This is a genomic window from Streptomyces sp. S063 (assembly GCF_002832675.1).
Taxonomy (GTDB): domain Bacteria; phylum Actinomycetota; class Actinomycetes; order Streptomycetales; family Streptomycetaceae; genus Streptomyces; species Streptomyces sindenensis.
The window spans coordinates 605,459-622,144 of sequence record NZ_CP021707.1; the positions used below are offsets into that span (position 1 = coordinate 605,459).

The window sequence follows — 16,686 nt, forward strand, 5'->3', positions numbered from 1 at the left end:
CACGCCGATGCCGACGCCCTGGACGACAAGGGCGTCGGCATCGACCGTAGCGCCGGTCGGCTTCCTGTCGCCGGGACCTCGGCCTGGCGCTCGTCCGTGCTGCCCGACGGACTCCCGCACCACGCAGGCAGCGTCCGCACCTGTCGGTTGTCGGCGGTCAGCACGTCCTCCCGTCGGCGTTCGGGGGGTGATCAGCTCAGGAAGCTCAACCGCACCTGACGAGCCGGATTATCGACGTTGGTGTCCGCCAACCTCCGTTAAGGCAACCCTGAGGACAGCTCCAGGGTCATCGCCCGACCCGTCGCGCCACCTCCGTGTTCCAGGTTTCAGCCGGGAAGCGTCGGCGAGGGCGGTCGGCTTGCACGGCGGACGTCCTTCAAGCGGGTGACGACGTACCGCCACTCCGCTTGCGTCAGTGGCGCGGGCGAGAGGAGGTGACTGTGCGCGACTGCCTCTCGCCAAACCCCCCTAGACATCTCAGGGGGCGAACAAGTCAAGCGGCGCCTCGGTAATCGGCTTGCGGACCATGAGGCGAACCCGTTGCACCCTTACGATCTCGGCTCGCCTGGAAGACGGGTGGTTCGAATGTCCCGAACAACTGCCTGCATGACGGGGTTGTTCTCTTGGTCGCAGGCCACCGATCCGGCTTCAGGCGTAGCGTGCGAAAAGCGCCTGGAGGTATCCCTCCAGGCGCCTGGTCAGCAAGGTGGGGGTCAGATTGGCACGGCCCACTTCGCGCCATGGGACGGCGACCTTCTCCGCGTCCGGAGCGAAGGCCAAGGCGTCCAGCAGACGCCAGTAGAGATGAGAAGCGTGATCTTCAGCCAGCGTCCCTCCCTCCGCAACGTAGAGGTCGGCGAACTGCATGCCCGTGGAAACCCCGTGCAGCAGGGCGAGGGCTGTCGAGCAATGGGCCACGTCCAGGTCGGCCGGTCCCCATGAGGTCTCCACCCAGTCGACGACGCCGCTGATCCGCAATCCGTCGCCGTCGCCGGTGAAGAGGACATTGCCGGGATGGAAGTCCCGGTGCAGGAAGCAGGCCCGGTAGTCCGGGGGCTCGCGGCGGATCACGTCCACGGCCCGTTGCCACAGCTCAGGCTGCTCGGTGTCTTCGGGCGGGTTCACCCGCTCGGGAGAGGTCCACGCCTGATAGGTGCGAGGCCGTGCCTCTGCGGTCACTGGCAGCCGGTGGATGCGCAGCAACTGGTGGGCCAGCAGTTCGGCACGCCGGTCGGTGCCCTCATCACCCAGGCGCACGGTCCCAGGCAGCAGGGACATGAGCAAGGACGGATGGTCGCAGTACTGTGCTGTCGGGTCCACCGCCACCAGTCTGGCTGCGGGCACATCCGTGCTGCCGAGCAGGCGCAGAATGGCTGCCTCGCGGGTCAGCAGGCCCTCCGCGTGGCGAACGTAGAAGGGCTTGACGAAAGACCGCAGGACCAGCGACCGTCGACCGCCCGGCCCGCAGATGTCCAGACGGCGCATTTCCGACGTCCAGCCGCCACGCAACCTCGCGACGTCCTCGATGCGTTCTGCCTCGGTGAGCCCCTTCTCCACCCAGGCACGCGTCGCACCCCAGCCCTGGTCCTCAAGATTGTTACCGGTGTGCTCGGTTCCCTCGCCCGCAACCATGGGGGCAGGCTACTCACTTATCCGACAGATGCCTTGGTCGCCCCACCTCCAACTCTTGGCAATGACTGCGTAGTTTCGCCGATATGACTCCCACGCTGAGACTCAGAGCCAGCTGAGTGGGTGTACTGACGAGCCCGTGGCCAACTTCCAGATCACGCAGCTGTTTGCTGTAGCGGGGCGAAGGCGCGCTGTTCGTCGAACGGCTGCCGTGTTTGGAGACAGTGGTGTAGCTGTCCGAGGAAGCGGTTGAGCAGGTCGCGTTGGGCGGCGTTGTGCCAGTCTCCGTGTTCGCGTCGGTGCCGGTAGTGGGCGTTCGCTCCTGCTGAGGCGGTGAGGGATGAGAAGGCCCAGAGGAAGCCGGCGTGCATGAGCCGGTTGTTCTTGACGAAGCGGCGGCCGACGAAGTGCTTCTTGCCGGAGGCCCGGGTGATTGGGGCCGAGCCGGCGTAGGACTTCAGGGCTCTGGCGTCGGCAAACCGTGTCCGGTCGTCGCCGATCTCGGCGAGCAGCCGGGCTCCGAGCCGGGGGGTCGAGGCCGGGGAAGCTGAGCAGGATCTCGCTGTCGGCGTGCGCCTTGAACGCGGCTTCGGCGGCCGTGGTGAGGTCGTCCGCGGCCTGGCAGGCGGCATCCAGCTGCTTGAGCAGAGCCAGCAGCTGTTGGCCGAACGCGTCCTCGACGGCCGGGCGATGCCGGGCGTACTCGGAGCGGAAGATCTCCCGCAGGCGCGCGGTCTCGGTGTCGAAGGCGCGGGTGCGGCCGCTGCGCTTGAGGGCGGCGCGCAGCTGGGCGAGGGTGAGTTTCGCGGCCTTCGCCGGCGTCGGGGCGAGGGTGAGGACCGTTCGGGCGTCTGCCCTGGTCAGGCCGCCTTCCTTGCCCTGGAAGGCGTGCAGAGCGGCGGGGTAGTACTCGCGCAGCAGCGAGCGGACCTGGTTGGCGACCTGCTGGCGGCTCCAGACGGCGTCCTGCTGGGCTCGGGCCAGCACGGTGATGGCCTGGGCGAGTTCGCTGTCGGCGGGCAGCGGCCGGTGGGCGTGCATGTCGGTGCGCAGGATGTTCGCCAGGACCAGTGCGTCGCCGGGGTCGGACTTCTTGCGGCTGACGCCGTGCCGGTCGCGGTAGCGGGAGGCGGCAAGCGGGTTGATCGCGAAGACCTTGCGATCACCGGTGCGCAGGACGGCCACGAGCAGGCCACGGCTGGTTTCGATGGCCACGGGTATGGGGTTCTCCGGGCTGTCGCCGTGTTCCGCCAACAGGTCCAGGAGTTTGCTGTAGCCGGCCGCGTCATCGCTGATGCGAGCCTTGGCGAGCAGGGTGCCGGTGTCGTCGACGACGGCGACGTCGTGGTGGCGCTCCGCCCAGTCGATGCCGCAGAACACGGTCGAGTCATCCTCCCAGATCCGTTCATTTATGCAGGTCACGAGCACATGCGGGTCGCGCAGCGTCCTAATCCCAGGACTCACAGGTCCGCCATCTCAGTAGCCGTTCGCGACACCAGCGCACTCCAGGGGCTCGGTCTGTCTGCAGAGCTCGCGGGCTCGCGGGTAAATCACGAGGCCGACCCTGGGGCGGGCTCGTGCCGTGACGATCAACGTTCGGCCGGCCGCCGGGAGTTTCACGGTGATCACGGAGGCGCCGGGCTGTGCCGCTCTTGACAGAGGTCTCGAAGACCAGGGGAAACGAAGGCATCAGCCCGGCGCCCGCGTCATCACCGCGAGGTGCGGACGATGGTGGGGTCCGTGGCCGTGGCGAAGGCGCCGGGTCTCACCGCTCTAGGTGAAGGCCTCACGGGCCAGGCTGACATCAGGCGTTGCCCGACGCCCACGACACCGCCACGGCTCCCACCGGTGGACAGCGGCGCAATCTCAAAATGACATTCATTTTCATGTAGGATAGTTCCCGTCCACCACCCGCCCATGGAGGTCACCATGGCCGTACCCAAACGCAGGATGTCTCGCAGCAACACCCGGCACCGCCGCGCGCAGTGGAAGGCCGTGACGCCTCAGCTCGTGACCGTGACCGTGGACGACGTGCCGTACCGCGTCCCCCAGCAGCCGGCCCGGGCGTACGAGCGCGGTCTGCTCCGTCCCGAAGGCTGATTCCCGCATGCACACCGCCGCCCCTTCACCGCTCCTTCCCGTCACCGTCCTGTCGGGCTTCCTCGGCGCCGGCAAGACGACCCTGCTCAACCACGTCCTCACCAACCGGGAGGGCCTGCGCGTCGCCGTCATCGTCAACGACATGAGCGAGATCAACATCGACGCCGCCCTGGTACGCGGCGGCGATGCGGCCTTGTCGCGCACCGAGGAACGCCTGGTCGAGATGACCAACGGGTGCATCTGCTGCACCCTGCGGGACGACCTTCTGGAAGAGGTGGACCGGCTCGCACGCGAAGGGCGCTTCGACTACCTGCTGATCGAGTCGTCCGGGATCTCGGAGCCCATGCCGGTAGCCGCCACCTTCGCCTTCGCCCGCGACGACGGGGCCACCCTCGGCGACCTGGCCCGCCTCGACACGATGGTCACGGTTGTGGACGCCGCCAACTTCCTGCCCGAGCTGGCCGGTGGTGACGAACTGGCCGAACGCGGCCTGGACCAATACGAGGATGACGAACGCACGGTCAGCGACCTGCTGATGGACCAGATCGAGTTCGCCGACGCCATCGTCATCAACAAACTCGACCTCGTCGATGACGCGGCCGCCGACCGGCTCCGGGCCGCTCTCGCCCGCCTGAACCCAGCCGCTCACCTCGTGCCCGCGGTGCGAGGTCGCGTACCCATCGGCGAGGTCCTGGGCACGGCCCGGTTCGACCTGGAGCGGGCACAACAGGCGCCCGGCTGGGTGATGGAACTCAACGGCGACCACGTCCCCGAGACGGAGGAGTACGGCATCTCCTCCACTGTCTTCCGCTCCACCGAGCCGTTCCACCCGGAGCGGCTGTGGACCTTCGTGACCGAGACGCTCGACAGCGGCACCCATGGACAGGTCCTGCGGTCCAAGGGCTTCTTCACCCTCGCCAGCCGGCCCCGGGTGACGGGACTGTGGTCACAGGCCGGCTCGGTGGCGCGCTTCGAGCCGTCCGCCGCCCGTGCCGCCGACAACCGCTACGCCCAGGAAATCGTGTTCATCGGCACGCACCTGGACACGGACTCGCTGCGGGCGGCCCTGACCGTCTGTCTCATGCGGGAGGGCGAAGAGCTGCCCGCCGAGGACCCCTTCCCCGCGTGGGACACCTACAGGTTCGACGAGAGCTGCGCTCACGAGCACGCCCCCCTCGCAAGCGCGACGGGGCACTGAGACTCCGGACCGGACGGTGGTCGCAGCCACGGCACCGTCCGGTCCGGTACACACACCAGGCAGGAAGGCAACCCAAGGGCAGGGAGGGGCCTATCCCAGCACCGGGGCGGCAGCCTCGGCCCAGGCCCTGTCCCATGGAACGGCAGCGCCGCCGGGCACCCCTGGCGGGGCCCAGCGGGCTGCGTGGTGGTGGGTGGAGCTCAGGCGACGACGACCGTCCCGGACCCCTCCCCCTCCGCGCCGGATCCGTCGACGGTCACCCGGAAGAGCCGGTCGGTCCCCTCCGCCGTGACGCGGGCCCCGGCCCCGTCCCGCACGACGTGGAACTCCACCGCCGGGGCGCCGGTCAGGTCCGGCACGGTGACCGTGCGCGCGTCCGTACCGGTGCCGAAGATCCGCAGGGTGAGGCCGTCCAGCCAGTCCCCGTCCGGACGCTGGTCGTCGGCGCCCCACGGGAGTACGGTTCCGTCCCTGACCAGCAGCGGCAGGCTGTCGAAGCCGTGCGTCTCGTGCCGCCAGGCGGGGCCGGTGACGCGTTCGCCGGTCAGCAGTGAGGTCCAGGTGCCCTCGGGGACGTAGTACTCGACCTCGCCGTCCGCGGTGAAGACCGGCGCGACCAGCAGGTCCGGGCCGAGCATGTACTGCCTGTCCAGGGTGCGGCAGGCGGGGTCGCCGGGGAACTCCACCAGCATGGGCCGCATCATCGGGATGCCCGTACGGTGCGCCTCGGCGGCAACTCCGTAGAGGTAGGGCATGAGGCGGTGCTTGAGCAGGGTGAACTTCCGCGCCACGTCGACGGCTTGCTCGCCGAACTCCCACGGCACCCGGTAGGAGACGTTGCCGTGGAGCCGGCTGTGCGAGGACAGCAGGCCGAAGGCCAGCCAGCGTTTGAAGACCGCCGGGTCGGGGGTGCCCTCGAAGCCGCCGATGTCGTGGCTCCAGAAACCGAAGCCGGACAGGCTCAGCGACAGCCCGCCGCGCAGGGACTCGGCCATGGCGGTGAAGGAGGCGAAGCAGTCACCGCCCCAGTGCACCGGGAACTGCTGGCCGCCCGCCGTCGCCGACCGGGCGAAGAGCACCGCCTCCCCCGCTCCGCGCTCCTTCTCCAGAAGTTCGAAGACGGTGCGGTTGTAGATCTGGGCGTAGTAGTTGTGCATCCGCTCCGGGTCGGAGCCGTCGTGCCAGACGACGTCCGTGGGGATGCGCTCGCCGAAGTCCGTCTTGAAGCAGTCGACACCCTGGTCGAGCAGAAGACGCAGCTTGTCGTTGTACCAGGCGCGGGCGGCCGGGTTGGTGAAGTCGACGAGCGCCATCCCCGGCTGCCACAGATCCCACTGCCAGACGTCACCGTTGGCGCGCCGCACCAGGTAGCCGTGTTCGGCGCCCTCCGCGAACAGGGCCGACTTCTGGGCGATGTAAGGGTTGATCCACATGCTGATGCGCAGGCCCCGCTCCTTGAGGCGGGCCAGCATCGCCTCGGGGTCGGGGAAGACCTCCGGGTCCCACAGGAAGTCCGACCACTGGTACTCGCGCATCCAGAAACAGTCGAAGTGGAAGACGCTGAGCGGGATCCCGCGCTCTGCCATCCCGTCGACGAAGGAGGTGACGGTCTCCTCGTCGTAGGACGTGCAGAAGGACGTCGTCAGCCACAGGCCGAAGGACCAGGCCGGCGGCAGCGCGGGTCTGCCGGTCAGGGCCGTGTAACGGGACAGGACGTCCTTCGGCGTCGGGCCGGCGACGATGTAGTACTCCAGCGACTGGTCCTCGACGCTGAACTGCACCTGCCCGACCGATTCCGAGCCGACCTCGAAGGAGACCTTGCCGGGGTGGTTGACGAAGACGCCGTAGCCGCGTGAGGACAGATAGAACGGGATGTTCTTGTAGGCCAGTTCGCTGCTGGTGCCTCCGTCGGCCTGCCAGATGTCGACGGTCTGCCCGTTCTTGACGAACGGGGTGAAGCGCTCACCTAGTCCGTAGACGTACTCCCCGACGCCCAGTGCCAGTTGGGCGATCATGTGGTGCGTGCCGTCGGGCGCGGTCGCGAACGCCGTGCCCTTCGGGTCCACCCCGGTGAGGCGCCGGCCGTCGGCATCGAGGAAGGAGACGCCCCAGGGGCCGTCCCCGTCCATCCGCAAGGTCAGTGGCCCGCTGGTGAGTTCCGTTGCCGCACCGTCCCGGCGGATGCGGGCCGCGGGCGCCGTGGTGTCGTCCGGCAGGATCGTGAAGTCCGGCCCCCGCCGGGCCTTGCCCGCGTGATGGGTGGTACGGACGCCGATGACACCCTCGGCCGGGGAGAAGCACTCGACGGTGATCAGCGGGGTGTTGAGCGTGTCGCCGCGCGCCGCCACACGCTTCACCGCGGCGTACGCGGTGAACCGGTCGGCCTCGACGCACAGATCACGGATCTCGGTCGCGTACGAGGCTCGGACGCCCTCGCGCATGAGCCAGAAGCCGTCGGTGAACTTCATGCGGTCTCCTTCGTGGCGGGAACGACGTCCACGCGGGCGAGGCGTACGTCGCCCCTGAGGGCGATGCCCATCTCGTGCACCCCCCGGAGGTCCAGCTCGGCCTCGACGGTGCGGTACGCGTACGGTCCGCCGGTGTCCGGAAGCTGGAGCGCCAGGCTGCGGCCGCTCACGCTCACCGTGATGGTCCCCTCCCCGAGGCCAGGAACCTCAGCCCGGACACCCCCTCGCCGAAGTCGCACGCCCGGTAGACGAGGCTCCCCTCCTCGTCGGCGGACGCGGGCGCCACGACGTCGCCCTCCGTCTTCGTACGGTCGAGGATCTCCGTGTTTTTCTGCCGGTCGTAGTCGACGGCCTCCAGACCGTGCGTCGCCACCGGCCGGGGGCCCTGCGCCTCTCCGTCGACGACCGCTGTCGCGATGAGCCGGATGTCGGCGCTCGACGCTCCCGCGAGGATCTCGTAGGCGCCCGGCTCGACGGTCCACCGGCCGTGTGCCACGCTCCAGTGCCCCAACTCCTCTACGGGCAGCTCGAATGCGATGTGCTCCGCCGCGCCGGGCGCAAGGCGCACCCGACGGTGGGCGACCAGCTTGCGCCGCGGCAGGTCCTGGAGATCGCCAAGGCCGGGGAGCCGGCGCCCCGGCCCCTCGCGGGCGGGTTCGGCCGTCTTGGCGGGTCCGGCCGCCCGGACGTAGAGCTGCACCACCTCGTCGGCGGCGAGCCCGCCGTCGTTGGTGACGTTCAGTGACACGCGCAGCCGCTCGCCGTCCACCTCCGTGCGCAGGGCCGAGTACGTGAAGTCGGCGTAACCGAGGCCGTGGCCGAACGGGAAGAGGGGCGTGCCGTCGAAGTAGAGGTACGTCTGCCGGGAGCCGATGATGTCGTAGTCGAGCAGGCCGGGCAGATCGTCGTCGCTCGCGTACCAGGTCTGCGGGAGCCGGCCCGCCGGGGACACGTCGCCCGCGAGGACGCGGGCGAGCGCGGTACCCGCGGCCTGCCCCCCGTGCGCTGTCCAGAGCAGGGCCGGCAGCCCGTCCGCCGCGTCGCCGACCGCGTAGGGGTAGGCGGAGGCCAGGACGAGGACCGTACGAGGGTTGGCGGCGTGCGCGGCGCGCCACAGCCGGTCCTGCTGGGCGGGGAGGGCGAGGGTCGTACGGTCCTCGGTCTCGCGGCCGTTGATGTGGGGGTCGTTGCCCGCCACGACGACCACGGTGTCGGCGGCCGCGGCGACGCGGGCCACCGCGTCGGCGCCGTGCTCGACGGTCTCCCGTTCGAAGACCGTGGCGTCCTTCCGGGAGATCTTCCCGCCCGCGTCGGCAACCTTCGCGCCGTCGGCGGCGACTGAGACGTACCCACCGGTCCCGAGGTGCAGCAGGCGGTACCCGCCGTCGGCTCCCTCCACCGCTTCCAGGCGGAACGTCTCCTGGACCACCCAGCCGCCCGGCTCGTCCGCGGACGCCCTGACGTACCCGTCGTCGGCGACGGAGAGGTACAGCCCCTCGTCCGTACGCAGGGTCAGGACGCCGTCGCCCCAGTCCACGAGGGCCAGGTCGGTTGCCTCGTCACCGCAGGTCAGCGGAGGCAGGTCGGTGCGGCCCGCGAGGAGGGCCGGGTCCAGGGCGCCTTCCGCGCCGCGCGCCCCGCCTTCCGTCGCCCCGTCGGCGGCGGGTACGTGGACCCAGCCGTCGGGACTCTTCAGTCTGACCCGGTCCACGCCCTCCGCGAAGAGGACGTTCTCGGCGCCGTACCGTGCGCGGATTCCGTCGAGCGGCGTCGAGCGGTGCATGAGCGTGCCGCTGTACCAGTCGAGCTTGCAGGCGTCCGCGAGCAGTCCGACGACCGCGACGGTCCGGCCCTGCTTCGGCTCCAAGGGCAGCAGGCCGTCGTTCTTGAGCAGGACGACTGCCTGCTCGGCGGCTTCCAGGGCGAGAGCCCGGTGCTCCTCGGTGTCCAGGTCGTCGACCTGCGCGTACGGGTCGAGCTCTGGGTCGAATTCCCCGAGCGCGAAGCGCATGGCGAGCAGACGGCGGACCGCCGTGTCGATGTCGCTCTCGTCGATGAGCCCCTTCGCGAGCGCGTCGCGGATGCGTCCCGCCATGACGGTGGAATCCGTGCCGTGGTCGGTGAAGCTGTCGACACCCGCCTTCAAGGAGGCCGCGGTGGCCTCCTCGTGGGTGTCGAAGTAGTGCTCGGAGTCGACCAGGTTCGACGGGGCGCCCGCGTCCGAGCAGACGACCAGCGGCTGGTCGGTCCAACGGCGCAGGTACTGCCCCAGCAGCGGGGAGACGTGGTTCGGGCGGCCGTTGACCAGGTTGTAGGCGGGCATGACGCCGGCCACCGCACCCGCCCGCACCGCGTCACGGAAGGCCCGCAGGTCGTACTCGTGCAGGACGCGCGGGCGGACCGAGGAGGACCCGGTGTCGCGGTCGGTCTCGTTGTTGTGTGCGAGCCAGTGCTTGAGCACGGGTGCGGTGCGCCAGTAGCGGGGATGGTCCCCGCGCAGTCCCCGGGTGTAGGCGACGGCGATGGCGGAGGTGAGAGCCGGGTCCTCGGAGTACCCCTCCTCGCCGCGGCCCACAGCGGGTGGCGGAGCAGATTCACGGTCGGCGCCCAGACGTTGAGCCCGACGCGGTCGTCCTGGGCACGCTTGGCCCGCACCTCGTTGCCGACGGCCTCCCCGATCCGGCGGACCAGGTCGTCGTTCCAGGTGGCGCCGAGGCCGACGGCCTGCGGGAAGACGGTGGCGGGCCCCATCCAGGCGACCCCGTGGAGAGCCTCCTGTCCGGTACGGAACGGGCCGACCCCCAGACGCTCCACCGCCGGGGCGAACTGGTGCAGCATCGCGATCCGCTCGTCGGACGTGAGCCGTCCGAGCAGATCCTCGGTGCGCCGGGAGAAGGACAGCCGCGGGTCGCGGAAGGGAAGTGGATGGTCCGTCACGTGCGGGTCCCCTTGAAGAGGTGGGAGGTATTCCGGTCTGCCCGCGCCAAGTCATCTTCCAGCGCCAGGCAAGGAGAAGATCGTTCGAAGCGCTTCGATGCTCATCGGACGACCCCGCGAGTGTCAAGGGCACGACCGCCCCCAAGAGGCGCTTCCGCGCAGATCGGCGCGCCATCAAGCCGGGAAGCGGTTCGGATACGGGTCGGACGAATATCGAAACGAACTCTTGTGCGGCCGACACCCTTCACTTAACCTCGCTGCAACATCGAAGCGCTTCGACTAGCAGCCCGTCGACCGCTTCAGCTCAGCCGGTCCCGTTCCGGCCGGCTCGGCCGGTAACGCCCCTACCTCAGTGACAGGGCCGAGCGGCAGTCGCCGCCGCGAGCCGCCCTGTCGCACCACGAAGGGTTGACGCAATGACGCCGAACTCCCCCTCCGCTCCCAGCCGGAGACGATTCCTCGCCTCCTCCGTGGTTGTCGCGGCAGCCGTGGGCGGCGGCATGCCGTTTCTCGCCGCCTGCGGCGGCGGTTCCGGTGGCTCGAAGAACGAGGGCACCACCACCGGTCAGAAGCTGAAGGACATCCTTCCCGCGTATGTGCCCTCGACGACCGTCACCCCTGACATCCCCAGCAAGAACGGCTCAGCCGACGGTTTCACCACGGCGCTCCCCGCCGCCGAGCTGGCGGTGTCGGTGCCCCAGAAGCTGGGCAAGGGCAGCGAGATCAGCATCATGGCGCCGCTCTGGGGCACCTCGCCCGGCGAGGGCAACGCCTACTGGACAGCCATGGACACGGCGGCCGGCGTCAAGGTCACGTGGCAGAACCAGGACGGCAACGTCTACGGGCAGAAGCTCGGCGCGGTGCTCGCCTCCAGCTCCATCCCGGATGCCGTCGTCGTCCCGGGCTGGGAGCTCGGAGGCAAGATCCCGAGCGCCATCGCCAACAAGTTCGCGGACCTGGGCCCCTACCTGTCGGGCGACAAGGTCAAGGCGTACCCCAACCTGGCGGCCATTCCCACCGGCGCCTGGCAGCGCGGCATCTTCGCCGGCCGGTTGCGCGGGATACCCATGCCCGCCGAGGCCACGCCCAACATCACCCCCTTCTACCGCGCCGACATCTTCGAGGAGAAGGGATACGAGGTCCCGACCACCACGCAGGAGTTCTACGACCTCTGCAAGGAGATCAACGCGCCCAGGAGCAAGGTGTGGGCGTGCAGCGACATGACGTGGTCGGCGTTCGTCTTCTTCGGGGTGCTGCCGGAGAAGCCCTACTACTGGCAACTGGTCGACGGCAAGCTGGTGAACCGCTACGAGACCCAGGAGTACCTGGAGGCGCTGGAGTGGTCACGCTCGCTGTACTCGGCCGGCTTCGTGCACCCGGACGCCAAGGCGGAGACGGGTGACATGCGCACCACATTCTCCTCGGGCAACGTCATGATGTACAACGCGGACATCTCCGACTGGTACGCCGCGACCGCCGTGCAGCGGCTGGACAAGCCGGACTTCCGGATGGGGGCGATGGACTTCTTCGCCCACGACGGCGGTGACCCCGTCATCTACGAGGCCTCCCCCTCCAACATCTGGTGCTTCGTCAGCAAGAAGGCCGGCAAGAAGGTCGTCGAGGACCTCCTCGCCCTGGCGAACTTCACCGCCGCGCCGTACGGGAGCAAGGAACAGCGCCTGCGGGCGTACGGCCTGGAAGGCACCCATCACAGCCTCGAGGACGGTGTCCTCGTCAAGAACGAGCAGGGCAACAACGAGGTCTTCGCCACCTACGAGTACATCGCCACCTCCAAGCCGTACCGCGCCTACCCGGACTATCCGGACGTCGCCAAGGGCGTCGTCGAGTGGCAGCAGCGCCAGGGCGCACACCTGAAGAAGCCGCTGTTCCACGGGATGCAGATCCAGGAGCCCACCCGGTACACCGAGCTCAACGCGCAGTTCGAGGCCATGGAGAAGGACATCGTGCGCGGCCGCAAGAAGGTCGGCGACATGCAGCAGCAGGTCTCGGACTGGAAGACCAGGGGCGGCGACAAGCTGCGCGACTGGTACAAGAAGCTGCTCGACGAGACCGGTGAGTCGGCCTCCTGACATGTCACTGAGCACAGATGACCGGCGCGCGCGGGAATTCCCCGCGTCGCCGCCTGCCGAGAAGGACGGGGCGGCCCCGAAGACGTACGGGTGACCGCGAAGGTGCCCCTGCGGCACCGGCTGCGGCGCGACCGGACGCTGCTGCTGATGACCCTGCCGGCGATGCTGCTGCTGATGGTCTTCGCCTACATCCCCCTGGCGGGCAACGTCGTCGCCTTCCAGGACTACGACCCGTACATCGCGGACGACGCCTTCCAGGCGATCCTGCAGAGCCCCTGGGTCGGCTTCGAGTGGTTCCAGCAGATGGTGAACGACCGGCTGTTCTGGTCGGCGCTGGGCAACACGCTGACGATCTTCCTGTTGCAGCTGACGCTGTTCTTCCCGGTGCCCATCCTGCTCGCGCTGTTCATCAACAGCTTCGTGCGGCCCCGGGTCCGGGCTGTGGCGCAGGCGATCCTCTACCTGCCGCACTTCTTCTCCTGGGTCCTGGTCATCACGGTCTTCCAGCAGATGTTCGGCGGCGCGGGACTCATCGCGCAGACGCTGCGGGAGAGGGGTCATGAGGGCTTCGACCTCATGACGAACCCCGGCCTGTTCAAGTTCCTGATCACCTTCGAGATGATCTGGAAGGACGCCGGCTGGGGCGTCATCGTCTTCCTCGCCGCTCTGGCCTCGGTCAGCCCGGAACTCTACGAGGCGAGCGCGATGGACGGTGCGAACCGCTGGCGCCGGATGTGGCACGTCACACTGCCCGCCCTGCGCCCGGTCGTGGCCCTTCTGCTGGTCCTCCAGGTGGGCAACGCGCTCACCGTGGGCTTCGAGCAGATCCTGCTCCAGCGCACGGCCGTCGGCCCGGGCGCCTCCGAGGTCCTCGATACCTACGTGTGGAACGTGGGCATCCAGTACGGCGGCTTCAGCTATGCGGCGGCCGTCGGGATCGTCAAGGGAGTCTTCGGTCTGCTGCTGGTCCTCGGTGCCAACAAGGTCGCCCATCTCATGGGCGAGCAGGGGGTGTACAAGAAGTGAGCGGCCTGCTCTACCGAATGACCGGCGTGGCCGGGACCAAGCCCGGTACGCGGGGCCGGCTGCGGCCGGTGTGGGAGGAGGAGCCGACGAAGGCGGGGCTCGCCTCCAAGGGCGTGGTCCTCGTCCTGGCCTGTCTGGCCGTGCTCTTCCCGCTCTGGGTCGTGGTCGTCACCAGTCTGTCCTCGGTGCGGACCATCACCGACGCGGGCGGGCTGGTGGTGATCCCTCGCGGCATCACGTTCGTCGCCTACCAGGAGCTCCTGGGCGGCGGCCAGGTCACCCGGGCCGCGGTGGTCAGCATCTGCGTGACCGTGGTCGGGACGCTCTTCAGCATGGCCGTGTCGGTCATGTGCGCCTACGGCCTGTCCCGGCCGGGATCGGTGCTTCACCGTCCGCTGCTGCTGTTCATGCTCGCCACGATGTTCTTCGGGGCGGGCCTGATCCCCACCTACCTGGTGGTCCAGGGGCTCGGCCTCACCGACTCCTACCTGGCCCTGATCCTCCCGAGCGCGCTGAACGTCTTCAACATCCTGGTCCTGCGTGCCTTCTTCATGAGTACGGCCCAGGAGCTCGTCGAGAGCGCCCGCATCGACGGAGCGGGTGACTTCCGCATCCTGTGGCAGATCATCATGCCCCTGTCCCGCGCGGTCATCGCGGTGATCACGCTCTTCTACGCGGTCGGCTACTGGAGCGCCTGGTTCAACGCGTCCATCTACATCAGCGACCCGGAGATGATGCCGCTCCAGAACGTGATGAACCAACTGGTCCTGAAACAGGAACGGCCCACCGGTCTGACGCAGGTCATCAACACCGGCCACCTGTCACTGCTCGCCATCCAGATGGCGGTCATGGTGCTGGCGCTGATCCCGGTCGCGGTCCTCTCACCGTTCGTGCAGAAGCACTTCAAGGAAGGCATGCTCACCGGCGCCGTCAAGGGCTGATCAACGCCTCCCGCACCGCACTCACCCGTCATTCCCCACCGGAGGGTCTTTCGCCATGCGTGCTTCGTCCGTCCCGCAGCCAGAACCCGCCCCGCGTCCCCGGCGCCGCACCGTCCTGGCCGGTGCGGCGGTGGTCGCGGCCTCTGCCTCCGTGCTGCCGGCCGCGGGCACGGCCTCGGCCGCCCGGCGCCCCGGGAAGACCCAGCCGCACCGCTGGCGCACCGCGGCGATCGGCGGGACGGGCTTCGTGACGGGCGTCCTGTTCCATCCGGCCGTGCGAGGTCTCGCCTACGCCCGCACGGACATCGGCGGCGCCTACCGCTGGGACGACCGCGGGTCCCGGTGGACGGCACTCACCGACCACATCGGCTGGGACGACTGGAACCTGATGGGCGTCGAGGCGATGGCCGTCGACCCGGCGCACCCCGACCGGCTGTACCTGGCCCTCGGGACCTACACACAGGCGTACGCCTCCCCTGGCGCGGTGCTCAGGTCCGAGGACCGCGGGGCGACGTGGTCACGCGCCGATCTCACCGTGCGCCTCGGGGCCAACGAGGACGGCCGGGGCTGTGGCGAGCGGCTCATCGTGGATCCGCGTGACAGTGACACGCTCTGGCTCGGAACGCGCCACGACGGGCTGCTGCGCTCCACGGACCGGGGTGCCACCTGGGCCGCCGACACCTCCTTCCCGGCCACGCCGTCGGCGGGCGGCCAGGGCGTCACCCTGCTGGTGGCGGCCGGCCGGGCGGTGTACGCGGGCTGGGCGGACGGCGGCGGCACGGCGCTCTACCGCAAAGACACCTCCGGCGGCTGGGAGGCCGTACCCGGGCAGCCGTCCGCCGGAGCCGCGACGAAGGTGCCGGTCCGCGCGGCGTACGACGCGGGCAGCCGTGCGCTGTACGTGAGTTACGCGGACGGGCCGGGCCCGAACAACCAGGCCGACGGCTCGGTGCACCGCCTCGACACGGTGACCGGAGCCTGGAGAGACGTGACTCCGGTGGCCCCGGGCGACGGCGACGCGTTCGGGTACGGCGGAGTGGCTGTGGACGCCTCCCGCCCCGGCACCGTGGTGGTCTCCACGAACAACCGCTGGGGCCTTGTGGACACCCTGTTCCGTTCCACGGACGGCGGGGTGAGCTGGACCTCCCTCAAGGACACGGCGGTGCTGGACGTCTCGGAGACGCCGTATCTGAAGTGGGGCGGGGAACCCAAGTTCGGCTGGTGGATCCAGGCCCTGGCGGTCGACCCGTACGACTCGCGGCACATCGTCCACGGCACCGGCGCCACGATCTACGGGACCCGCGACCTGGTCCACTGGGCCCCCGAGATCCGCGGACTGGAGGAGTCGTCGGTACGCCAGCTGATCGCACCGCCCTCGGGAGCCCTGCTGCTCAGCGGCCTGGGCGACATCGGGGTCATGCGTCATGACCGACTGACCGTATCCCCTTCGCGCGGCATGGCGTCGAACCCGGTCTTCGGCACGGCGACGGGCCTGGCCCTGGCCACGCTGAAGCCGTCGTACGTCGTGCGGACGGGCTGGCCGTCGGGATCCGCATCGGCCGGTGCGTATTCCCGCGACGGCGGTGCGAGCTGGCAGCCGTTCGCGTCCCAGCCGGCGATCGCACCTTCGGCTCCCGGCCCGGTGGCGGTCTCCGCCGACGGGGCGACGCTGTTGTGGACGTTCATCCACTGGGACGGCACCAAGTACGCCGCACACCGCTCCACGGACAGCGGGGCGACGTGGGCGGAGGTGCCCACGTTCCCCAAGGGCGGCACACCGGTCGCCGACCCGCTCGATCCGAGGCGCTTCTACGTGTACGACACGGACACGGGGGCGGTCTTCCTCTCCACGGACAAGGGGGCGACCTTCACCGAGGGCGCGACCGGGCTCCCTTCGGGGGACGTCCAGTTCCGTATCGCCGCGGCTCCCGGACGCTCGGGCGATCTGTGGCTCTCCGCCAAGGACAACGGCCTCCTGCGCTCGAACGACGGCGGCCACACGTTCACGCCGGTGGCCGGCTGCCAGGCCTCGTACGCCCTCGGCTTCGGCAAGGCCGCCCCGAGAAAGGGACGGGCGGGGTACCCGGCGATCTTCCAGACCGGGCGGGTCACCGCGACATACGAGGGTGTGGCCGTGCTCCGCTCGGACGACGCGGGCGCGACCTGGGTCCGTATCAACGACGACGCGCACCAGTGGGGGTGGACCGGCGAGGTCGTCACCGGCGACCCCCGCGTCCACGGCCGTGTCTATCTGGGCACCAACGGCCGCGGCATCCAGTACGCAGACCCCCGGTGAA

8 protein-coding genes and 2 pseudogenes are annotated in these 16,686 nt (G+C 69.5%); 6 read left to right on the forward strand and 4 right to left on the reverse strand.

All coding sequences use genetic code 11. From position 1 onward, the window contains the following. Positions 1-648 precede the first annotated feature (648 nt). Both CCZ36_RS02690 and CCZ36_RS02695 read right to left on the reverse strand, forming a co-directional pair. Positions 649-1,632, reverse strand: coding sequence for a phosphotransferase family protein (locus CCZ36_RS02690; RefSeq protein ID WP_128816960.1), 984 nt, complete (start codon positions 1,630-1,632; stop codon positions 649-651). A gap of 152 nt (positions 1,633-1,784) precedes the next feature. After that, positions 1,785-3,030 (reverse strand): annotated as a pseudogene (locus CCZ36_RS02695) (IS110 family transposase). Positions 3,031-3,558: 528 nt separating this feature from the next. Between CCZ36_RS02695 and rpmF the strand changes: the two are divergent. Next, positions 3,559-3,729: a 50S ribosomal protein L32 gene (rpmF, locus tag CCZ36_RS02700; protein ID WP_128816961.1), complete on the forward strand. Its 171-nt coding sequence runs from the start codon at positions 3,559-3,561 to the stop codon at positions 3,727-3,729. A gap of 7 nt (positions 3,730-3,736) precedes the next feature. Beyond that, positions 3,737-4,927, forward strand: a complete 1,191-nt coding sequence (locus CCZ36_RS02705) for a GTP-binding protein (RefSeq protein WP_128816962.1) — start codon at positions 3,737-3,739, stop codon at positions 4,925-4,927. Between the two features lie 200 nt (positions 4,928-5,127). On the opposite strand, the gene yicI is transcribed toward CCZ36_RS02705, so the two are convergent. Further along, positions 5,128-7,395, reverse strand: coding sequence for an alpha-xylosidase (yicI, locus tag CCZ36_RS02710; RefSeq protein WP_128816963.1), 2,268 nt, complete (start codon positions 7,393-7,395; stop codon positions 5,128-5,130). Further along, positions 7,392-10,332, reverse strand: a pseudogene (locus CCZ36_RS02715) (glycoside hydrolase family 3 C-terminal domain-containing protein). Before CCZ36_RS02715 ends, yicI begins: the two are co-directional and overlap by 4 nt. Before the next feature lie 416 nt (positions 10,333-10,748). On the opposite strand from CCZ36_RS02715, the gene CCZ36_RS02720 reads away from it, so the two are divergent. Genes CCZ36_RS02720 through CCZ36_RS02735 form a run of 4 tightly spaced genes read left to right on the forward strand, consistent with a single transcriptional unit; the run spans position 10,749 to position 16,685 of the window. Then, positions 10,749-12,422, forward strand: a complete 1,674-nt coding sequence (locus tag CCZ36_RS02720) for an extracellular solute-binding protein (RefSeq protein ID WP_069742548.1) — start codon at positions 10,749-10,751, stop codon at positions 12,420-12,422. Positions 12,423-12,458: 36 nt separating this feature from the next. Beyond that, positions 12,459-13,448: an ABC transporter permease gene (locus CCZ36_RS02725; RefSeq protein WP_443069837.1), complete on the forward strand. Its 990-nt coding sequence runs from the start codon at positions 12,459-12,461 to the stop codon at positions 13,446-13,448. 17 nt (positions 13,449-13,465) lie between these two features. After that, positions 13,466-14,389, forward strand: coding sequence for a carbohydrate ABC transporter permease (locus tag CCZ36_RS02730; RefSeq protein WP_069736191.1), 924 nt, complete (start codon positions 13,466-13,468; stop codon positions 14,387-14,389). 55 nt (positions 14,390-14,444) lie between these two features. After that, complete coding sequence (locus CCZ36_RS02735; RefSeq protein WP_128816964.1) at positions 14,445-16,685, forward strand: WD40/YVTN/BNR-like repeat-containing protein; 2,241 nt, start codon at positions 14,445-14,447, stop codon at positions 16,683-16,685. The last annotated feature ends 1 nt before the right edge of the window (position 16,686 follow it).